The organism is Nocardia sp. CA-120079 (assembly GCF_050955745.1).
In the GTDB taxonomy this organism is placed as follows: domain Bacteria; phylum Actinomycetota; class Actinomycetes; order Mycobacteriales; family Mycobacteriaceae; genus Nocardia.
Map to the genome: position 1 here is coordinate 336,618 of NZ_CP192088.1, position 20,399 is coordinate 357,016.

At 64.9% G+C, this 20,399-nt stretch carries 20 protein-coding genes, 1 tRNA gene and 1 pseudogene; 17 read left to right on the forward strand and 5 right to left on the reverse strand.

All coding sequences use genetic code 11. The annotated features are described in order from the left end of the window. Positions 1 to 26 precede the first annotated feature (26 nt). From ACQPYR_RS01605 to ACQPYR_RS01625, 5 genes are all read left to right on the forward strand, one after another. Positions 27 to 1,277, forward strand: coding sequence for a KasA/KasB family beta-ketoacyl-ACP synthase (locus ACQPYR_RS01605; RefSeq protein ID WP_433626743.1), 1,251 nt, complete (start codon positions 27 to 29; stop codon positions 1,275 to 1,277). A gap of 107 nt (positions 1,278 to 1,384) precedes the next feature. Next, positions 1,385 to 3,304 carry a long-chain-fatty-acid--AMP ligase FadD32 gene (gene fadD32 / locus ACQPYR_RS01610; RefSeq protein WP_433626746.1) on the forward strand — a complete coding sequence of 640 codons (1,920 nt, stop codon included), beginning with the start codon at positions 1,385 to 1,387 and terminating at the stop codon, positions 3,302 to 3,304. A 263-nt stretch (positions 3,305 to 3,567) separates the two neighbouring features. Beyond that, positions 3,568 to 5,388, forward strand: a complete 1,821-nt coding sequence (locus ACQPYR_RS01615; RefSeq protein ID WP_433626749.1) for an ABC transporter ATP-binding protein — start codon at positions 3,568 to 3,570, stop codon at positions 5,386 to 5,388. Further along, positions 5,385 to 7,562 carry an ABC transporter ATP-binding protein gene (locus tag ACQPYR_RS01620; RefSeq protein WP_433626752.1) on the forward strand — a complete coding sequence of 726 codons (2,178 nt, stop codon included), beginning with the start codon at positions 5,385 to 5,387 and terminating at the stop codon, positions 7,560 to 7,562. The genes ACQPYR_RS01615 and ACQPYR_RS01620 overlap by 4 nt, the downstream gene beginning before the upstream one ends. Before the next feature lie 36 nt (positions 7,563 to 7,598). Further along, positions 7,599 to 8,204, forward strand: coding sequence for a putative glycolipid-binding domain-containing protein (locus ACQPYR_RS01625; RefSeq protein WP_433626755.1), 606 nt, complete (start codon positions 7,599 to 7,601; stop codon positions 8,202 to 8,204). Positions 8,205 to 8,219: 15 nt separating this feature from the next. On the opposite strand, the gene ACQPYR_RS01630 is transcribed toward ACQPYR_RS01625, so the two are convergent. After that, the gene (locus ACQPYR_RS01630) at positions 8,220 to 9,170 is read right to left on the reverse strand and encodes a prephenate dehydrogenase (RefSeq protein WP_433626757.1); all 951 of its coding nucleotides are present in this window, start codon (positions 9,168 to 9,170) and stop codon (positions 8,220 to 8,222) included. A 57-nt stretch (positions 9,171 to 9,227) separates the two neighbouring features. On the opposite strand from ACQPYR_RS01630, the gene ACQPYR_RS01635 reads away from it, so the two are divergent. The 3 genes from ACQPYR_RS01635 to ACQPYR_RS01645 all read left to right on the forward strand — a co-directional run bounded on the left by ACQPYR_RS01635 (position 9,228) and on the right by ACQPYR_RS01645 (position 10,381). Beyond that, a complete protein-coding gene (locus ACQPYR_RS01635; protein WP_387295677.1) occupies positions 9,228 to 9,767 on the forward strand; it encodes a tRNA adenosine deaminase-associated protein in 540 nt (179 codons plus the stop codon). A 28-nt stretch (positions 9,768 to 9,795) separates the two neighbouring features. Continuing rightward, positions 9,796 to 10,230, forward strand: coding sequence for a nucleoside deaminase (locus tag ACQPYR_RS01640; RefSeq protein WP_433635436.1), 435 nt, complete (start codon positions 9,796 to 9,798; stop codon positions 10,228 to 10,230). Positions 10,231 to 10,293: 63 nt separating this feature from the next. Continuing rightward, positions 10,294 to 10,381, forward strand: a tRNA-Ser gene (locus tag ACQPYR_RS01645). A gap of 207 nt (positions 10,382 to 10,588) precedes the next feature. On the opposite strand, the pseudogene ACQPYR_RS01650 reads toward ACQPYR_RS01645, so the two are convergent. Then, positions 10,589 to 11,602: pseudogene (locus ACQPYR_RS01650) on the reverse strand (tyrosine-type recombinase/integrase); the annotation flags it as partial. Then, positions 11,589 to 12,251: a helix-turn-helix domain-containing protein gene (locus tag ACQPYR_RS01655; protein WP_433626760.1), complete on the reverse strand. Its 663-nt coding sequence runs from the start codon at positions 12,249 to 12,251 to the stop codon at positions 11,589 to 11,591. The pseudogene ACQPYR_RS01650 and the gene ACQPYR_RS01655, both read right to left, overlap by 14 nt. A gap of 409 nt (positions 12,252 to 12,660) precedes the next feature. Here ACQPYR_RS01655 and ACQPYR_RS01660 point away from each other — a divergent pair, with 409 nt between their 5' ends. From ACQPYR_RS01660 to ACQPYR_RS01685, 6 genes are all read left to right on the forward strand, one after another. Then, complete coding sequence (locus ACQPYR_RS01660; RefSeq protein ID WP_433626762.1) at positions 12,661 to 13,095, forward strand: hypothetical protein; 435 nt, start codon at positions 12,661 to 12,663, stop codon at positions 13,093 to 13,095. Between the two features lie 427 nt (positions 13,096 to 13,522). Further along, positions 13,523 to 14,818 carry an AAA family ATPase gene (locus ACQPYR_RS01665; RefSeq protein WP_433626765.1) on the forward strand — a complete coding sequence of 432 codons (1,296 nt, stop codon included), beginning with the start codon at positions 13,523 to 13,525 and terminating at the stop codon, positions 14,816 to 14,818. Next, a complete protein-coding gene (locus tag ACQPYR_RS01670; protein ID WP_433626766.1) occupies positions 14,815 to 15,060 on the forward strand; it encodes a hypothetical protein in 246 nt (81 codons plus the stop codon). The genes ACQPYR_RS01665 and ACQPYR_RS01670 overlap by 4 nt, the downstream gene beginning before the upstream one ends. 411 nt (positions 15,061 to 15,471) lie before the next feature. Beyond that, the gene (locus ACQPYR_RS01675) at positions 15,472 to 15,993 is read left to right on the forward strand and encodes an HK97 family phage prohead protease (protein ID WP_433626768.1); all 522 of its coding nucleotides are present in this window, start codon (positions 15,472 to 15,474) and stop codon (positions 15,991 to 15,993) included. Between the two features lie 12 nt (positions 15,994 to 16,005). Then, complete coding sequence (locus ACQPYR_RS01680) at positions 16,006 to 17,403, forward strand: phage major capsid protein (protein WP_433626771.1); 1,398 nt, start codon at positions 16,006 to 16,008, stop codon at positions 17,401 to 17,403. Beyond that, complete coding sequence (locus ACQPYR_RS01685) at positions 17,403 to 18,053, forward strand: hypothetical protein (RefSeq protein ID WP_433626774.1); 651 nt, start codon at positions 17,403 to 17,405, stop codon at positions 18,051 to 18,053. The genes ACQPYR_RS01680 and ACQPYR_RS01685 overlap by 1 nt, the downstream gene beginning before the upstream one ends. Before the next feature lie 44 nt (positions 18,054 to 18,097). Here ACQPYR_RS01685 and ACQPYR_RS01690 read toward each other — a convergent pair whose 3' ends face one another. Next, on the reverse strand, positions 18,098 to 18,658 hold the full coding sequence (locus ACQPYR_RS01690) for an XRE family transcriptional regulator (RefSeq protein ID WP_433626777.1): 561 nt from the start codon (positions 18,656 to 18,658) through the stop codon (positions 18,098 to 18,100). A gap of 406 nt (positions 18,659 to 19,064) precedes the next feature. Here ACQPYR_RS01690 and ACQPYR_RS01695 point away from each other — a divergent pair, with 406 nt between their 5' ends. From ACQPYR_RS01695 to ACQPYR_RS01705, 3 genes are read left to right on the forward strand one after another with little or no spacing between them, the layout of a single operon-like run. Then, positions 19,065 to 19,202, forward strand: coding sequence for a hypothetical protein (locus tag ACQPYR_RS01695; RefSeq protein WP_433626780.1), 138 nt, complete (start codon positions 19,065 to 19,067; stop codon positions 19,200 to 19,202). Further along, on the forward strand, positions 19,199 to 19,348 hold the full coding sequence (locus tag ACQPYR_RS01700) for a hypothetical protein (RefSeq protein ID WP_433626783.1): 150 nt from the start codon (positions 19,199 to 19,201) through the stop codon (positions 19,346 to 19,348). The genes ACQPYR_RS01695 and ACQPYR_RS01700 overlap by 4 nt, the downstream gene beginning before the upstream one ends. After that, complete coding sequence (locus ACQPYR_RS01705) at positions 19,345 to 19,530, forward strand: hypothetical protein (RefSeq protein ID WP_433626786.1); 186 nt, start codon at positions 19,345 to 19,347, stop codon at positions 19,528 to 19,530. The genes ACQPYR_RS01700 and ACQPYR_RS01705 overlap by 4 nt, the downstream gene beginning before the upstream one ends. A gap of 629 nt (positions 19,531 to 20,159) precedes the next feature. Here the strand turns inward: ACQPYR_RS01705 and ACQPYR_RS01710 are convergent. Beyond that, entirely contained in the window at positions 20,160 to 20,342 is a 183-nt protein-coding gene (locus ACQPYR_RS01710) for a hypothetical protein (protein WP_433626787.1), read from the reverse strand. Between the last annotated feature and the right edge of the window lie 57 nt (positions 20,343 to 20,399).

Sequence of the window (20,399 nt, forward strand, 5' to 3'; positions counted from 1 at the left end):
AGAGTGACGCCAGGAAAGTGAGCGAAATGCAGATTCCGTCCACCAAGAACGGAAACTATCCCAACGTTGTCGTGACCAGTCTGGCGGCGACCACTTCGATCGCCGGTGATGTCGACTCCACCTGGAAGGGCCTGCTCAACGGCGAGAGCGGCATCGATGTCCTCGAGGACAGCTTTATCGAGCAGTTCGAGCTACCCGTGCGCATCGGCGGACATCTGAAGGTCAAGCCTGCGGATTGCCTCACCAGGCAGGAGTCACTGCACCTGTCGTATGTGGAGCAGATGGCCGTGGTGCTGGCCCGTGAGGTCTGGCGCAATGCGGGCAGTCCGGAGGTGGACAAGAACCGCCTCGGCGTCGCCATCGGTACCGGTCTCGGCGGCGGCGAATTCATCACGGCCGCGCGCGACCGGCTGCAGAACGGCGGCTATCGGAAGGTGTCGCCGCTGACCGTGCAGCGCATCATGCCCAACGGCGCGGCCGCCTGCGTCGGCCTGGAACTCGGTGCGAAAGCGGGTGTGGTGACACCGGTCTCGGCCTGCTCGTCGGGTTCGGAGGCGATCGCCAATGCCTGGCAGATGATCGTGATGGGCGATGCCGACATGGTGGTCACCGGCGGGGTCGAGGGTTCCATCCAGGCCGTGCCGATCGCGGCATTCACCATGATGCGCGCTATGAGCACCCGCAACGAGGACCCGAGGGCCGCATCGCGACCGTTCGACAAGGATCGCGACGGATTCGTCTTCGGTGAGGCGGGCGCGATGATGGTCATCGAAACCGAGGAGCACGCCAAGGCGCGCGGCGCGACCATTCACGCGCGTCTGATGGGTGCCGGGATCACTTCCGACGCCTTTCATTTGGTCGCACCCGATATCGAGGGCAAGGGCGCCGCGCGGGCGATGACCAGGGCCATGCAGAAGGCCGGAATCAGCAAAAGCGATGTCGGCCATGTCAATGCGCACGCGACCGCGACGCCGATCGGCGATACCGCCGAGGCGCAGGCCATCAATGCCGCCGTGGGCGACCATGTTTCGGTCTACGCGCCGAAATCCGCACTGGGCCATTCGATCGGTGCGGTCGGCGCCCTGGAATCGGTGCTGACGGTGCTCTCGGTGCGCGACGGCATCGTTCCACCGACGCTGAATCTGGATAATCAGGATCCGGAAATCGAGCTCGATGTGGTCAAGGGCGAGGCCCGACCCGGACGAATCGACTACGCCGTGAACAACTCGTTCGGTTTCGGCGGGCACAACGTCGCGATCGCTTTCGGGCGGTACTGAGCCGAGTCGGGAAGGCATACCTGCTAGCCTTCCCGACACTTCGTTATCGACCTGTGTTCGGTGTAATCGCACGGCCCGAGTGCCTGCGTTGGCAAAAGGATAAGGCGATGATCGACGAGACCTTCGACGACTATTTGGACGATCAGGGCAATATCAAAATCCGTGGCGACAAGACCCTGATCGACTTCGTCGACAAGCACAGCATGGAGAACGGCGACGAGCTCGCCTACCGCTACATCGACTACTCGCGCGAGCGCGACGGCGAGTACATCGAATTGACCTGGCATCAATTCGGCGTGCGGCTGCGTGCGGTCGCGGCCAGGCTGCAGCAGGTGACTCGGCAGGGTGATCGGGTGGCGGTGCTGGCCCCGCAGGGGCTGGACTACGTCGTCTCGATCTTCGCGGCGGTTTACGCGGGCAATATCGCGGTGCCGCTGTTCGATCCGGATGAGCAGGGCCACACCGATCGCCTGCACGCGGTGCTCAATGACTGCAAACCATCGGCGATCCTGACCGTCGGTTCGGCCGCCGCGGGTGTTCGGAACTTTTTCCGGTACCTCCCGGTGGCCCAGCGTCCGCGGATTATCGCGGTGAACGCGATTCCGGACAGCGTCGGCTCGACCTGGGTGCGACCGGAAATAAATATCGACAGCGTCGCCTATCTGCAGTACACCTCCGGCTCGACGAGGACCCCGGCCGGTGTCGAGATCACCCACCGCGGGGTCGGCACCAATTTGCTGCAAATGATCGATGCTATTGGGGTACAAGAGAATTCGCGTGGCGTCACCTGGCTGCCGCTGTTCCACGATATGGGTCTGCTGTCGGTGATCCTGCCGACCATCGGCGGTGGATTCATCACGATCATGTCGCCGAGCGCCTTCGTGCGGCGGCCGTATCGCTGGATCAAGGAACTGGCCGCCGCCTCCGACGGCGCCGGAACTTTCGCGGCCGCACCGAATTTCGCATACGAACATGCGGCCGCCCGCGGTAAGCCGAAAGCCGATGAGGAACTGGATCTTTCGAATGTGATCGGGCTGATCAACGGCAGCGAGCCGGTTTCGGTGTCGTCGATGCAGAAATTCAACGAGGCATTCGCGCCGTACGGTCTGCCGAAGACCGCGCTGAAGCCCTGCTACGGCATGGCCGAGGCAACGCTGTTCGTTTCGGCGACCAGGGCCACCGACGAGGCGAAGGTCGTCTACGTCGATCGCAATGAGCTCAACGCCGGGCGGATGGTGGAAGTGCCGAAGGGCACGGAGAATTCGATCGCACAGGTGTCCTGCGGTTTTGTGGCGCTATCGCAATGGGCGGTGATCGTCGATCCGGACACCGGCATCGAGCGCGATAACGGCGAAGTCGGCGAAATCTGGCTGCACGGCGACAATATGGGCATCGGGTACTGGGGTCGGCCGGATGAAACCGCCGCGATCTTCCACAACATCTTGGCGCAGCGACTATCGGAGGGCAGCCACGCACAGGGCACCGATCCGGACGCGAAGTGGATGCGCACCGGCGACTTCGGTGTCTACCTGGACGGCGAGCTGTATATCACCGGGCGGGTGAAGGATCTGGTGATCGTCGACGGTCGCAACCACTACCCGCAGGATCTGGAATTCTCGGCGCAGGAATCCGACACCGCCCTGCGGCCCGGATTCGTCGCGGCATTCTCGGTGCCCGCGAATCAATTGCCCGCATCGGTATTCGAACAGGGCAGCCATTCCGGCCTCGCCTTCGATGCCGATGACACCTCGGAACAGTTGGTGATCGTGGCCGAGCGCGGCACCGGTGCGGCGAAGCTGGATCCGCAGCCGATCGCCGATATCGTGCGCGGTGCGATCGCACAGCGCCACGGCGTCACGGTGCGCGATCTGCTGCTGGTTCCGGCGGGCTCGATTCCGCGCACGTCCAGCGGCAAGATCGCCCGGCGCGCCTGCCGCACCGCGTATTTGGAGGGCACATTGCGCGGCGGCTATCAGCAGCAGGACTTCCCGGACGCGCCGGTTGATTCGGCGGATGTGACCGTCTGATCTCGGGTTATACGACGGTAGAATCGAAGTAGCGGCCATCGGCGCCCGGGCATCCGGGCGCCGATGTCGTATGCGGTGCGTTCGGGGGTGTTGCGGGGGTGCTTGACCTCGAGGTTACTCGAGGTTGTTGGCTGTGGACGTGGCGGAAAATCGGTTGGTCTATCTCGGGACTGATGCCACGCTGAAATGTCGGACCCCGATGCGAACATCACCGGGGATCCGTTCGCGACACGGCCAATCCAAGACGATCACGAGGGGGAGCTTTGTCCGTCACGCTCGATATGCCGTTGGCCGACACGGAGGTCGACAGACCGGAGCGGCCCGCCGCCGCGGCGCCGGGCCGCCTGCAATCGCTTCGCCGGTTCTGGCCGTATCTGCGGCCGCATCGGTTCACGCTGCTCGGGGCCACCACGCTCGCGGTGCTCGCCACCCTGACGGCGATCATGATTCCGCTGGTCATCGCGCGGATTATCGACGGCCCGATCCAGCGGCGCGATTTCGGCGGCGTCGTGTTTCCGGTGCTGCTCGTGCTGTCGCTCGGTCTGCTGGAGGCGTGCGGCGTATGGGGTCGGCGGTGGCTGATCGCGAAGCCCGCGGCCCAGTTCGAGATCGATATGCGCGCCAAGATCTTCCGCAAACTGCAGACGCTCTCGATCGGACGCCACGATGCCTGGGAGTCCGGCCAGCTGCTCTCCCGCGCAGTCGACGATATGGGCACCATGAAACGGTTCGTCGCATTCGCGGGGCCGTTCCTGATCATCCACTTCATTGTGATCCCGATCGGTCTGGTGGTGTTGTTCGCGCTGAGCTGGCGGATCGGGCTGACCTTCGCGGTCCTCGCGATCCCGCTGTCCTACGTCTGCCTGCGATTCGAGCGGCGCTACGGTGTGGCCTCGCGGCGCTCGCAAGATCAGGCCGGTGACTTGGCCACCACCGCCGAGGAGTCCGCGCAGGGCATCCGTGTGCTGAAGGCATTCGGTCGCGGTGCGTTCTTCGGCGGCCGGTTCACCGCGCAGTCACGGGAACTGCAGCAGACCGAACTGCTCAAGGTGCGGCTGGATGCCACGCTCTGGTCGGCGATGGTGTGCCTGCCGCAACTGGCCATCGCCTTCGCGCTCGGCTACGGCGGTTACGCCGTCGCACACCAGATGATGACGCTCGGCACCCTGGTCGCGAGCATCACGCTGGCGACCTTCCTGCAGTGGCCGATCATCTGGACCGGCTTCCTGCTCGCCGAGTGGAACGATGCGCGCACGGCGGCGGACCGGTTCTGGGAGATCATCGACACCCCCGTCGAAATCACCGATCCCGCGGATCCGGTGGCACTGCCGGAGCGGATCGTCGGCGAACTGACGATGCATGGTGTGCGTTTCGCTTTTCCGGACGCGAAAGGTGAAGTGCTGCATGATATTTCGCTGAAGGTGCGCCCGGGTGAGACGGTGGCGCTGGTCGGCGCGACCGGTAGCGGCAAGACGGCGCTGCTCAACCTGATTCCGCGGCTCTACGACGTGACCGACGGCGCCATCACCATCGACGGCATCGATATCGCGTCCATGCGGGTGTCCGATCTGCGTTCGCTGGTCTCGGTGGCATTCGAGGAGCCGGTGCTGTTCTCGGCGAGTGTGCGGGAGAACGTAGCGCTCGGCGATCCGGAGGCCACCGACGACGATGTGCGGCGCGCGCTGGATGTCGCCCAGGCCACCGATTTCGTGAACGACCTGCCGTGGGGACTGGATACCCGAATCGGTGAGCAGGGGCTGAGCCTGTCCGGCGGTCAGCGCCAGCGTCTGGCTCTGGCCCGCGCGGTGCTCGCGCGAGCAAGCGCGGGGAAGCGGACTCGGATCATGGTGCTCGACGACCCGCTGTCCGCACTCGATGTGGAGACCGAGGAGCGCGTTCAGGAACGGCTGCGCACAGTACTGGCCGGTGCCACCACATTGCTTGTGGCGCACCGACCTTCGACCGCGGCACTGGCCGACCGGGTGGCGCTGCTCGCCGACGGCCGGATCGTCGCCGAAGGCGCTCACGATCAACTACTCAAAACCAGCAGTCGCTACCGCGAGCTGATGGGAGGTGAATCATGACCATCACCGAAACCACCGTCCCCGCCGATGATTCGGCCGACCGCGACGAGGTCGCCGACTGGCGCGGCATCGCCAACGAGGACAAGACGGTCACCGAGACCGGAAATCTGGTGCTGGCCGGTCGATCTCGGCGCCTGCTGCTGAGCCTGGTCCGGCCGTACCGCAAACTCGCGGTCTTCGCCCTGCTGCTGATCGTGCTCGACAATGCCGCGATGGTGTCGGCGCCGCTGTTCGTCGCGCACGGGCTCGACGTCGGCATCGCCGAGGGAGCCGCGGGGAACTGGGCGCCCTTGGCGCGCACCGTCGCGGGTTACCTCTGTGCGGTCGGCGTCGGTGTCTTTACCACCTTCGTCTTCCTGCGGATCTCCGGAAGGCTCAGCCAGAGTGTGCTTTTCGATCTGCGGGTCCGGCTGTTCGCCCATATGCAGCGGCTCAGCGTGGCCTTCCACGAGCAGTACACCTCTGGCAAGGTCGTCGCACGATTGACCGGTGACATCGAAACGTTGCAGCAGCTGCTGGAGAGCGCGCTGAATCAGGCGCTGAGCGCGATCCTTTCGGTGCTGACCATCGCGGTGCTGCTGATCTACCTCGATCAGACGCTCGCCGCGATCGTGCTGCTCGGGTTCGTGCCGTTGGCGCTGGTCACCCGCTGGGCGCAGCGCAGGCAGCGAGCGGGCTATCGGCGCACCCGCGGCGCCATCGCGAAAGTGGTCGTGCAGTTCGTGGAGTCGATGGGCGGCATGCGCGCGGTACAGGCCTTCCGTCGCGAGACCCGCAACGAATCGGTGCTGGCAACCGAGGATGCCGAATACTTCCAGGCCACCACCGCGGCGATGCGCGGCATGGGCGACTATGCCGGTCTCACCCGCCTGCTCGGCAATCTGACCACGGTGATCGTCATCGTGGTCGGCGCCTGGCAGGTGATCGAGGGCAACCTCGCCGTCGGCGTCCTCGCGGCATACCTGTTGTACCTCAACGAGTTCTACGGCCCCCTCGACGAGCTCGCCCAGGTATTCAATGCCTACCAGTCCGCGGCGGCCGCGCTGGAGAAAATCTCCGGCGTGCTCGAGGAGGAACCCTCGGTTCGGGAACCGGAGCAGCCGATCACATTGGCGAAGGCGACCGGTGCCGTGCGGATGGACCGAGTGTGGTTCGGCTACGGAGCTGCTGCCGCGCGGACCGCGGCGCCGGAATCTTCCGATGCCGATGCCGATGCCGATGCCGATGCCGTGCTCGGGCCGTCGGATGCGGCTCGAGGGACTGTTGCGGGCGTATCGGACAACCCTGATGTGGTGACGTCGAGCGTGGGCAAGGTGACTCCGGGGCATGCGCCGGCCGATTCGGATTCCGCCGGACGCACTGTGGCGCTCGTAGTCTCGGATGCTTCGGGTGCGGTGCGAGCGAGCGTGACCGGGCTGCCGCGGGGCGACGCCGCGGTGGCGCGTCTCGAAGGTGTTGTGCCGCAATCCGAGGAGCCCGGACGAGCGCGTCCGGTACTGCCCGAGTTCTCCCTGGAGATTCCGGCCGGGCAGGTGATCGCGCTGGTCGGTGCGACCGGTGCGGGCAAGTCCACGTTGGCCAAGTTGTTGACGCGGTTCTATGACCCGTCGGGCGGCACGGTGGCCTTGGACGGTATCGACCTGCGGCGGTTGTCCGATGCGGATCTGCGGCGCAACGTCGTGATGGTCACCCAGGAGTCGTATCTGTTCTCCGGATCGGTGGCCGACAATATTCGGCTCGGCCGGCCGGAGGCCAGTGATGCGGAGGTGTTCGCGGCGGCGCGCGCGGTCGGGCTGTACGAGTTCGTCACCGCGCTGCCCGAGGGCTTCGACACCGATGTGCGCAAACGCGGTGGGCGATTGTCGGCGGGGCAACGGCAGTTGGTCGCCTTCGCCAGAGTGTTCCTCGCGGATCCGGCGGTGATCGTGCTGGACGAGGCGACCTCGAGTCTGGACATTCCGAGCGAGCGGCAGATCCAGCGCGCGCTGGAGACGGTGCTGCGCGATCGCACCGCCGTGATCATCGCGCACCGGCTCTCCACGGTCGCCATCGCCGACCGCGTGCTGGTGCTGGAAGCGGGTCGGATCGTCGAGGACGGTACGCCGAGCGAGCTCATCGGGGGCACCGGCCGGTTCGCCAGCCTGCACGCGGCATGGCGAGAGTCGCTGGTGTGATGCGGGCAAGGCGCGTGCGTCGCTTACGGTAGATACGTGACGAACCCAGACCTCGGCCTCGACAGCCAACCGGCGGCATCGCGGTGGCCGGCGATTCTCACGTGGCGCGCGCACAACGCGTCACGGATGGAGTCCGTCCGCGTGACGCTCAATGGCAACCGCATCCGCGCCGCCGGTCGCATGATCGGCGGCGAATGCGCCGACCATCCCGCGTTCAGTGCGTCGTATGACCTGGTCACCGACGAGAACGGTGTCACGAAGCGGCTGTCCCTGCGCAGCACCACCGCTGCCGGGGAACGCCAGGCCTCGATCGCCAGGGACGAGGAGAACTACTGGCTCGTCGACGCAGGCGGCGGCCACGTCCGCTCCACCTTCGCGGGCGCCCTCGACGTCGATGTCGTACTCAGCCCGTTCTTCAACACCCTCCCCATCCGCCGCTTCGGCCTGCAGAACGGCGTCGACAACATCCAGGTCCCGGTCGTCTACGTCCGGCTCCCCGACCTCCTGGTCCAAGAAGCCAGCCTTACCTACAGCAGCGGCGCCACCGGCATCAGCGTGCTTTCTCCCGTCTCCAGCGCCACCGTCACCGTCGACGCCGACGGCTTCCTCCTCGACTACCCGGGTCTCGCCGAGCGCATCTGATCCGGTGCTGTGCGATCAGTCCAGCTTGGTGATCACCCCGCCGCGTTGGCCCGCCTCGCGCAGCGCTTCGAGCCAGTTGTGGTCGCCGGGGCGGATGTCGGTGATCTCCCAGCGCTGGGCGGTTGCATAGCGTTCGCGGCCGTCGTGCCCGGCCTCGACGAGGTCGACCAGGGTGCCTTCGTCGCGGAGGCTGTCGCGCGCGGCGCCGAGCACGGTGAGCGTCTCCTCCAGCACGTCGAGCAGGGCGGTGGCGTTCGGTTCGCAGATGGCGCGGACCAGGTCGGGGGCGGTGGCGGCGACTCGAGTGCCGTCGCGGAACGAACCCGCGGCCAGCCCGAGCGCCAGCTCGCCGCCCGCCGCCCCGGCCACCGCAAGCGCCTCGGCCAGGACATGCGGCAGATGGGATATCCGGGCCACCGCCCTGTCGTGCTCGCCCGCGACCACCGGGATGACCACTGCACCGCACGCGAGCGCAAGGCGCACCACCCGAAGCCACGGTTCCGGATGGGTGCCCTCGTCCACGCCGACCGCCCACACCGCGGCACGGAACAGGCCGGGATCGGTAGCCGCCCAACCGGATTCGGAGGTGCCGGCCATCGGGTGCCCGCCGACATAGCGAGCCGCGAGCCCGTGCCGCCGCACCGCCTCGGCCACCGGCGCCTTGACGCTCACCACATCGGTGAGCGAGCAGCGCGGCGCGAAGGTGGCCACCTCGGCGAGGATGTGGTCCACCGCGGGCATCGGCACCGAGACGACGATCAGCGCATCGGTATCCGCGGCCCGGGTCAGCACCCCGAGCAGATCCCCGGTGACATCGAATCCGTCCGCCCGCGCGGCCTGCGATCCCGCCTCTGACCTGTTGTAGCCCCACGCGTCATAGCCTGCGCCGACCGCGGCGCGCAGCAGCGAACCGCCGATCAAGCCTGTCCCGAGGACACACACCGGTGCTTTCTGGTCAGGAGTCATCGGAACAGATTCGCATACGACTTCAACATTTCGGCTCGAGCCGACTACCGTTGCGGCATGGCAGCACAGCGCTCGGGCACGAACAAGGCTGCGTCGGATGATTACGACGACGTGGAAGGGTTCGCAGTGGCGGTTGTCCGCGAAGAAGGACAATGGCGGTGTAGTCCGCTGAGTCAGGCCGCGCTCACCGATTTGTCCGCGGCGGAAACAGAACTCAAAGCATTGCGCAGTTCCGGTGCGGTGTTCGGATTGCTGGATATCGATGACGAGTTCTTCATCGTGCTCCGGCCCGCGCCGAGCGGTACCCGGATGCTGGTCTCGGATGCGACGGCCGCGATCGACTACGACATCGCCGCCGATGTCCTCGAGGCCCTGAATATCGAAATTCCGGACATCGATCCGGACGAACTCGACGATATCGAGCCGTGGGAGGAGGGCGACCTCGGCGTCCTCGCCGACCTCGGCCTGCCCGAACCCGTGCTCAGCGTGATCCTCGCCGAGACCGATCTCTATCCGGACGAGCAGCTCGGCATGATCGCCCAGCGCCTCGGCTTCGCCAACGAACTCACGGCCGTACTGGACAAGCTGCCGCGCTGACGTGAGCCTGCTCACCGACGACACCGACATGGTCCGCGCGGCGATCGCCGCCGCAGCCGATGCGGGTGAGCGCGACGTACCGGTCGGTGCCGTCGTCTTCGATGCCGACGGCCGTGAGCTCGCGCGCGCGGCCAACGCCAGGGAGGCCCTCGGCGACCCGACCGCGCATGCCGAGATCCTCGCCCTGCGCCGGGCCGCCGCCGTCGTCGGCGACGGTTGGCGGCTGGAGGGGTGCACACTCGCGGTAACCCTGGAACCGTGCACCATGTGCGCGGGCGCCCTGGTGCTCGCCCGCGTCGGCCGCCTGGTCTTCGGCGCATGGGAACCGAAAACCGGTGCCGTCGGCTCCCTTTGGGACGTAGTCCGTGACCGCCGTCTCAATCACCGCCCGCAAGTCCGCGGCGGCATCCTCGAAGCCGAATGCGCAGCCCTCCTCGACGCCTTCTTCCGCGCCCAACGCTGACCCCTCCCACCCCCCGCTACAGCCGATTTAGCGATCCGCCCCCCGTCCGGTATGGTTGTCGGCGGTGGCGTGTCCGAGCGGCCTAAGGAGCACGCCTCGAAAGCGTGTGAGGGGTAACCCCCCTCCGAGGGTTCAAATCCCTCCGCCACCGCTCTCGCCTCCCACCTGAATCGCCAGGTGGGAGGCTTTTTTCTTGCCCACAGAACGCGCGATCGTCCGCCGTGCCCACATTTTGCCCACAATCCTTCGGCGCGTACGCCGCGTCCATCGCGTTCGCGAGCTTGTCCAGGTCGTCATCGAACAAGTCCGCGTAGGTGTTCAACGTTTCCTTGGCGTCCTTGTGGCCCAACAGCCGAGCCAACGCCAGCACATTCCCGCCCGCCGAGATCGTGAGCGACGCACAGGTGTGGCGGAGATCGTGCGGCGTGATCGGCTGCACCTTCGACCTTTTCACCGCACCGGTGAACCAACCATCGGTTGTCTTCGGCCGTGGCAGGTACTTCGCCGGGTCGTCGGGGTGCGGGAACACGAGCGCATCCGGCCGACGCCCCTTCACGTGATCGCCGAGCATGGACAGCAGAAAGCGAGGGACGGGCACGCTGCGAATCTCCTTGCCCTTGGTCTGCCCCTCGGCGTGGTCGACTCCGAGCTGTACGGCGTTGTCCGCCACGGTGAGACGACGACGCGTGAAGTCGATGTCACGGACGCGCAGCGCGATCGTCTCGCCCCATCGTGGACCGCAGTACGCCAGCATGAGCACCAGGAGGCGGTGCCTCCCTGCCTCTTTCGCGAGTCGTTCCACGTCGGCAGCGGTCAAGTAGACGTGGCGCTTTTTGACCTTGTCCGGCAAGTTCTCGACGCCTCGAGCGGGATTCTTTGGCAGCCTCTTGGCTTTCACGGCCGCGTCCAGAATGCCCGCCAGGACGCCATGAGCACGGATGATCACGGTAGCCCCGTTGCTAGTCTTCTTGCCCTGCTCGGCCTTCTCTGCGGCCCGTTCCATGGCGGCTAGGCGCATATCGGTAATCCAGTCTTCGACGTCGGACAACTCGATTTTGCCGATTTGTGTTGCGCCCCAACGTGGTTCGACATGGTTACGCCACGCCGCTTCCAGCGTCCGATAGTTCGACGGTGCGGTACTGGCCTTCTTGGCTTTCAGCCAGTCGGGTGCCAGCTCGGCGACGGTGACGCGGCCCAGCGACGGGGCTACGTACTCGCCGGTCATCTTCTTTACCTCGACCGTGTTCGCGAACGCCTCGGCATCGCGCTTGCGTCGAAAGCCTCTCTTGTCGGTCTGCGCCCCGCTGGGCTTGCGGTAGCGGACTCTGTAGCGAGTCCCGGACTTGGTCTCGTACGGCTCAATCGTTGCCATCTGAAATCGCCTGTCTCAGTTCAGTTTTCAGTATCCGGGAGACCTGCCCCCGCTTCTGTGCGTTGCTGTTCTCGCCTGCGCGACGGTCGCGCTCATCTGCGAAACTGCGGTCCCAGAGCTTCGCGGACTCGATGGCGAGCTGTGCGACTGAGATTCCGAGTTCCTTCGCGGCCCGTTCCTCTGCTGCGCCGGATTGATGAAGAGCTGGTATCGCAACTTGCCCGAGTTCGATCCAGTCATCGCGGTCGCGGATGGAGTTGAACGCGGAGCTGCGCTCGGCCCGCCTCTCGATCTCCTCAGCGACGTCGGAGCCGACAACCTTCACCGGAGTGTCGGCGAAGAACTGCTTGAGTCGCTGACCGCGCATCGAGAGGCGGTCGTTCAGCTTCACGAACCCGTCGTAGTCGAGCAGGTCAGACATCGAAATCGGTTGCCCGAAGGCGCTTTGCAGTGCGAGCGTCAGCGCAACCAGGGTGGCGAGCGTGCACGCGACCTTGCCGTTCTCCATCGCTGAGACTCGGCTATCGGTCCACTTGAGTCCGGCCCATCTGCACTCAATGGCTAGCTGGTCGGTTGTCACGCCGTGGGCTGTTCTGAGCCGTCGTAAGTTACCGCCGACGACCTCGGCTATCGGTTTGGTGGGTTCCACGGGCCGACCATACCGCAAACTTTCGTCGGCTTGACGATTTGCCGTGATCCGTGCTTATCTCTTCTCATGCCGCAATAAATCATCGGCTTGAGGAGGTTATGGGAGTGACCGTCAAACGAGTACCGCTCGCGACGCCCGAGGAGGTCGCCGAGTATCGCCGCACGACAGTTGCCGCACTGGCACAGGAGAGATGTCAGGGCCGGGGACCGCGGTTCCGGAAGTTAAACAGGCGCGTTTTTTATGACTGGGCCGATGTCTACGCCTGGGTGGATGCAAACGGCGCTTCTTCCACTGCCGATCGGCCGGGCGCGGCCTGATGTCATACCCGCCCCAAAACAGAGCGGCCCGGCGAGCGGTTGCCTCCGCTCCCCGGGCCTACCAGAACCCCAACCAGCCAGGAAGAAGTTCAGTGAGCACCACCGTACCAACCCCCAGCGTCTACGGCAGCGGATACCACCGCCTCATCGCCGTACGGATGCGCGCCGAGATCGCCTACTGCGGTCGCACCCTCCTGGAACTGGAGGAGCAGACCGAGATCGGCGTAGGCGAATTCGAGGACTACTTCAAAGCGGTCAACAGCTGGACGCTCGATGACGTCGAACTCGTCTGCAAAGCGCTCGGCCTCGACTTCTTCGACATACTCGCCGTCAGCCCAGCACCGTCCGAGATGACCATCGGCGCCCTGGTCCTATGGATAGGCAAGCACTACGGCCGCGTCGTGAAGGTGTCCCAGATCATCAACGGCGTCATCGACAACCGCGACGAACGGCCCGTCGAGCAATGGGCACACCTCGTGCAGGTTTGCGACTACCTGGCGATGGAACGGGCGCGAGGTGCGAAGTGACACCACTGCGTCGCCGCGCGGACGCGGCACACCGACTGTGGGGCGGTGACCCATGGTTGCCGTCACGTGACGATTCACCACCGACCGCCCGTCAGCTTGAAGCGTGGTGTCAAGCCGCCAAACACATTGCGGCAGACGGGGTTACGCCAATTCTCCCGCTCGAGGTGCTACGCGCCCTGTACCGCCTCGGCGGACCGGAACGCGAGCTTGCCGAGGCGGTCGACAGAGCAGGAGGTACAGCAGCTTGACCGACACCAATGAAGGATCCCAAGGCGCAACCGGTTCGGTTGCGCCTTCGGGCGTGGCCGGACCGGGGTGCGCCACCCACCCGACCTTCGTAGAGGGCTGCACGGACTGCGCGCTGGCCTACGCCCGATCACTCATGAAGAAGCTCAATTCCGAGAACCCCGGCGCGCGCTCGGTCCGATTGTCGACGTTCGCCGATGAACGCGACGACGTACCGATCTGGGCATGGAGCTACGGCGGCAAAGGGCGGGCCGCGGTCGGGACACTCGCCCTGTTCGCCGGTCGCCCCGGTGCGGGCAAGTCGACCGGCGGCCGATGGGTCGCAGCTGAGGCCAGCAACGGCACCCTTGAGGGCCACTGGTACGGGCAACCGGTCAACGTCGCCTATATCGCCGCGGAAGAGTCCGCGCGCTACGTCGTCAAGCCCGGCCTCCGTGCCGCTGGTGCTGACCTCAAGCGCGTCTTCATGCCGAGAGTCGAGTTCGGTGGCGAAGAGGTTCGGTTTCTGTCCTCGCACGACATGGCCGCTCTCACCAGAGAGTTGATCGACCACGATGTTCGGCTGGTCGTGGTCGACCCGCTGATGTCGACCATCGGCGCCCGGACGGACGTCAACCGCAACAACGAGGTCCGCTCACTGATCGAGCCATGGGCCAAACTCGCCGAGCACATCGACGGCCTGGTCCTCGGCATCGCGCACCTGAACAAGAGCGGCAACGGCGACGTGGTCGCAGGCATCAACGGGTCGTCGGCGTTCGGTGAGGTCGCCCGCGCGGTATTCGGGTTCGCGAAAGACCCGGACTCCGACGAAGGCGACCGGATCATGTCGCAGGAGAAGAACAGCATCGGTGAGGAAACCCTTGCCCTGACCTACCGCATCGAATCGACCACCGTCACCACCGACTCCGGCCGGTCTGCGGATGTCGGCCGGTTCGTCATCGTGGGTGAGTCACACAGGACAGTCGGCGACGTGCTCCGGTCGCAGCCAAAAGTTAGCGGAGAGGGTGCCGTAGACCACGAGATCGACGCATGGTTGCTCGCCCTCCTGGAGAACGACCCCGTCCTCGCGAACGAGGTCTACAGCTCCGCGAACGCTGCGGGCTACTCCCCAGACAAGGCCAAGCGCGCCAAGGCCCGCATCAACAAGGCGCACGGCAGCGACCGGATCGAGGCGTACAAGACCAAGAACTCATGGTTCTGGCGGCGCACCGACGTTGATGACGGAGCAAGCGAGCAGCAAGAGAGCCCCGACACCCGTGATGGTGCTCCCTTGCACCCTTGCCCTTCTTCGCAGGTCACACAGGGTTCGCTGCTTGAGATGGAACAGGAAGGGAGCAAGGGAGCAAGCGAGCAAGGGTCTACGCGCGACTCAATCGCTGGCGTGACTCCACTCGATGCCGCACGCCGCACCGAGCACCTACATAAGCCCCGCGTCCGCAAACGTACGCGCCGCGGACAGGAAGGAACACCGGCATGAACTACCAACACCACGACCCAAGTGCCCGGCACGTCGCAGCCATGCGTGCGTTGCTCATCGCTAGCCAGAACTACCAACCCGGCACCGGACTCGTCGACGCACTCCAGATCCACACCGCAGACCTCAGCCGTCACGAAGTGTTAGCTGTCCTCGCGCTACTCCTCGGCGTCATGTCGACCGTAAATCTTTCGGAGCAAGTCATCACCTCACAGCAGTTCGGAAATCCTCCGATCGAGCCGTAAATCTTCCGGCGATCAGACCGGAAAAATTACGGTCCCGGAAGAATTCCGGCCCGCGAAAACAGGTCTCGGCAATCTTCAGCTGTTTTCACGACCCGGGGGGAGGGGCGCTCGCGCGAAACGAGCGCCTCGCGTCGCGACTCTTTTGCCCAGTCCCCGCCTCTCTCCCTCAAAAATCGGAGCATGGACATAGCACATTGGAAGGTGGAAATGCAAGCAAAAACGGCCATATTCAGGCATTTTGCTGGATTCCGTAAATTTTACGGCGGTCAGATGGCCGTAAAATTTACGGTCATGGGTTACGCTCGAGGTAGCTCGGTATCTACCGATCACGCCGGACGCCGTGGGGCCAACCCGGACAGGTCGAAGTCACCATGCGACGAATCCCCGTTCGTTTCTGCAGGTAGGTGACTTGTGACCATTCTCTATCGCAGCGCTTCGCTATCTTCCGGCAACGGTCGCACCGTGCACGGTATCGCTGTCCCGTTCGGGCAGGTCGCCGAGATTTTCGAGGACGGCCGCACGTATCAGGAGCGCTTCCAGCAAGGCGCATTCGCCCGTTCCATCCGTGAGCGTGGCTCGAAAGTCAAGCTGCTGACCAACCACGACGCTCGCCGGTTGCCGGTCGGTCGGGCCGTCGAGCTGGAAGAACGCCCCGACGGCCTCCATGCGTCTTTTGAGGTCGCGCAGACCCGCGACGGTGACGATGCGCTGGAGCTGGTGCGCAGCGGCACTGTGGACGCTTTCAGCGTCGGATTCCGTGGGCTCCGCCACCGCATGGACGGCGACGTCGTGGTTCGTACCGAGGCCTCGCTGTGGGAGGTCTCCTTGGTCGCGTTTCCGGCCTATCCGGGTGCCGCTGTCGCTGGCGTGCGCTCTCAACTCGTCATTTCCCGAGCTATTGCCGAGCGACGGCTACGGCTCCTTGATCTGTGAAAGGCATTCCCCATGAAGAAGGATCTGGAATCACTCCGGAGCGAAGCTAAGGCCATTCTGGACCGGGCCGAAGGCGATTTGACCGGTGAGGACGCGCAGCGGTTCGACGAACTGACCGCCGAGATCGAGTCGGCACGTTCGGGTGAGCAGCGGCGCAGCGATCAGCTTGCCGAGTTAATGCAGCTGGTGCGCAGCGGTGACGCTCTGCTGGAGTCGGGCAGCATCCAGCCCGACCCTGACACTGAGCGTCGTGTCGGGCCGAACGATCAGGCGATGCGCAGCCTTGACGCGGCCGTGTCGGCCAATCGTCTCGAGGCCAGTGGCGCCGAGCTGGTCCAGACGCTCCTTGAGAACGGCACGGCGCATTCGCGGTCGTGGACGGCCCGCTACGCGGTCGCAGCGAGCTCGGAGGACTACGAACGGGCCTTCGCCAAGCTCGTCGGCAATCCCGACCGCGGACACATGATGTGGACGCCCGCCGAAGCTGAGGCGTTCCGAGTCGCGGAAGGTCTGCGGATCGAACAGCGCGCGATGAGTTCCACCGACACCGCTGGTGGGTTCATGGTTCCTTTGACCTTGGACCCTGCCATATTGCTCACGAGCAGCGGTTCAGTGAATCCGCTGCGTCAGATCTCGCGGGTTGTGCAGACCTCGACTGATTCGTGGAACGGTGTCACCTCGGCCGGTGTGACTGCTGAGTGGGTCGCTGAGGCTACGGAAGTGGCGGAAGCGACTCCGACCCTGGCTCAGCCGTCGATTCCGGTCTACAAGGGTGATGTGTGGTGCCCGTTCAGCGTCGAAATCGAAGGCGACGCAGTGGGTTTCATGACTGAGTTGGGCATGATCATGCGTGATGCGGCCGACCAGCTGACCGCTACCGCCTACACCACCGGTTCGGGCACCGGTCAGCCGACAGGCATCATCACGGCCCTGGTCGCTGCCTCCACGCCGATCGTGACCGGCGACGGCACCGAAGCCCTGGCCGCGTCGGATCCGTACAAGCTACAGAACGCGCTGGCACCCCGCTGGCAGCCGAATGCGGCGTGGAATGCGAACCTGACGACCCTGAACACCCTGCGCCAGTTCGAGACCACCAACGGGTCGTTGAAGTTCCCGGAACTGACCGGGAATCCGCCGCGTCTGCTCAACCGCACCGTGTACGAGAACAGCAACATGGACGGCGCGATCAACGCCGCGGCGACCGAGGCGAATTACCTGCTGCTGTACGGCGATTTCAAGCAGTTCGTCATAGTGGATCGTTTGGGCTCGACGCTCGAGCTGGTGCCCCACTTGATGGGTGCCAACCGTCGCCCGACGTTGCAGCGGGGCGCTCTGCTGTGGTTCCGCACGGGCTCCAACGTCGTCGTTCCCGGCGCGTTCAAGCTCCTCAACGTCGCCACAACCGCGTGATGTCCAGCCTTTCCGAACTGCGGAAGCGTCACCCGGACAATTTCGGGTGGCGTCTGTGGAACGTGTGGGGCGACGGTCGTCTGTATTCCGCGTACCAGTGCGATGCGTTCGCCGACGAGCCCACGTTCACCGCCGGCTGCTCGCACGGCAATGATGTGCCGAGCGACGCTTGCGCGTGCGGCGTGCATTACGTGACAAATACGGAGAACTTCTTCACGACGGTCGAGTACCTGAACAACCCTGCGACCGCTTGGGACTGGCCGTTGTGGAGCCAGGTGTACACCTTCGGCGCAGCGATCGGCGGGACCACGCTGGATTTCAATGAGGGTGAGTTCTGGCTCGAGCGTCCCCGCCGCTGTGCCACCTACCGGATCCTTGGCATCGTGCTACCGGGCTTGTCGTCCAACTCGCGCTTCAAGGTGCTAAGTGCCCTGGTGCTGAGTAGTCCGAGGCAACAGGAACTCGCCGCGCGCTACGACCTACCTGAAGTGCATCGGCACAAGGCGCACCTCGCCGAACGCTACGGCGTGCCAATAATGACCGGGCAATACTCGATCGGCGATTACGGCAACCTCGTCCACGCCGGACGGGCGCTCGAACAGAAGCTCGACAAGTGCGACACCTTGGCGGAGGTTGCCTCACTGGGCTGAGGACGCAAAGGGGTACACGAATTCGTGTACCCCTCTCGCGTCCGTCAGTCGACTGTCGGCGGCCGGGAGTATGCGTCGAGCGTCGCCTTGGATGTCGACCGGTCTTGCAAGATCAGCTCCCACGGTCCGGAGTTAATGTCGAACGTCTTGCCGAACCCGATCCACTTCCCGGCCATGCGGGTGCCGGTCAGTTCGATCAGCAGTTGAATAGCTCCGTGGTACTTGGCACCCCGGTAGTAGCCATCGGCGGCGGTGCGCTCGGTCCAAGTCCCCGTTGCGACGTTCCCGTCGATGGTCAGGTCCATCTCCATCGCCGAGATAGCCGACTCGGGCAGGCTACGGATTGTCAGCGCGTCATCGTGCTGCAGCACCACGACGTAGTGCTCTGCGGTGAAGGTGGCGTCACGCCCGGACGAGTAGTACTCGTACCGCGACAGCCACACACCGTTGTAGGTCCCGTTCGCCGGTCGTGGTGTGCCCGTGGCGGATTCATGCGGCACTTGGCCGATCGCGGAGTCGACCACGTGCCCGTTCTCGTCCTCGCTGGATAGGGAGCGGCCCGGCTCGACCGAGCCGAAGCCCAGGGATTCGATGGGCAATTTCATCACTCTCTCAAGAGCTCGTGCGTGTGATGGCCGTGGGTTGAGGGTAGTTCCCGCTTCCCATCGCTGCACGAGTCGCTTCGTTGCGCTCGCGCATCCGACTTCCCGCAGGGCACGCGCCAAATCGTCTTGGCTCATTCGCCGCGCGTTGCGGGCCGCGCGGAGTGCGAGGTTCGGTGTCGTCCCCATGACGACACGCTAGAGCAATGACGCCGGAATGTCGCCCCAAATAGGTGCGGTTTGACGTCTTCCGCGTCGTCGCTTCGCCATGCGTATGCGGCGGACTCTGAGATTGGCCCCGCCGTCGGGTTGACGCCCCGAACGGTCAGCCTGAGCAATGAGCCGCCCGGCTGGCCGCTGTCCTCGGCGGCGGGTGCCTACCAACAACGTAGGGAAAGGCACGCCCGAGATGAGTTGGATTGACGTAGGTCTGGCCGCGGTGATCGTGATTCCGCTGGGGGTGATCGGCCTCATGATCTTCTGGCCGTCCGCTTACGACGTCCCGCCCTGGTCCGACGACGCCGAGATCGAGCAGGGCGAATCATGACCGGCCCCATCGAGTTTGACGACATCGACTTGCCTCAGAGGATCCCGTTCGTTGGACCACCGGTTCCGGTCGATCTGCTGCCCGTCGAGTTGATGGAGCGCTTCGTGGGTGCGGTTCGCGAATGGGCTGAGGACGAGGCCCGGTGACCGATGACAACTCCTCGATCATCGACCAGCTCGAGAAAGTCACTGCCATGGCAGAGGAACGGGCGTACGGGCTGCGCCGTAACCCGCGTCCCCCGTACGGCTGGGAGCTGTACACACCTGACGGTCGAGTCCCGGTGTTCGGGTCGCTCGGCCTGATCGAGCGGTTCCTTCAATCTGAATAGGCGTCTGTGACGCACGTCCGTCACAGCGACGAGCACCCCGGGTCTGTAGCCAGCCCGGGGTGTTTCGTGCCCACATTTTGCCCACAATTGCGCGTGACTCAGGGTGATTGAGCGTGAATTACAGCGATGTGTTTTCGCTGGTAGCGCCCATATCGACCCCCTGATCAGCACCCCCGGAAGGGTTCAAATCCCTCCGCCACCGCCACAGCCCCTCACCTGTCAGCGCAGGTGTGGGGCTTTTTCTTGCCGACTGCCGGTGCAGCGGCGGCTGCCATCCGGGCGAGCCTCGCGCAGCTGCTCGCCCAGCGTGATGACGGCAATATTCGTCGCCCATTCGGACAACCAGGTGAGCCTGGATCCCGGAGGTGCCATCCTGGACGTGCAGGGCAGCGGAGGCTCGTCGGCAAGCGGTCGCCGACACCGCCCCGGGCGCATGCCGATTCCGTGACGCACCCGGTTGCCCACTCTGATATGCGGAGTTCGGATCGAAACTCGCCGAGCCTCTTTCGAGCGACACCACCGCCGTGGTGGCTGTAACCGCTACTACCGCTGCCCGATTCGACAGTACGCGCACGAGTTCTCCCGTGGGCCCAGCGCGCTTGCGGCCGGGTCCGGGGGACCGATCGTCTCTAGTTCGCGTTCGGGAAAGCCTGGCGCACACCGATGGTGATCGCTTCGGCGTCGGTCAGCCTGCGGCGTTGGACACGCTCGAGCGCCTCCACGACGCTCGCGGTCCGATTGTCGCTGTGTGCATCGATGAACGTGACCACTTCTGGACGTCGGACGGCAATTCGGATCCTCATACCACCCATACCTCGATGGTAATGCGCATGGCTGCAGAAGTTGCGCACTGATCACGCAACCGATTT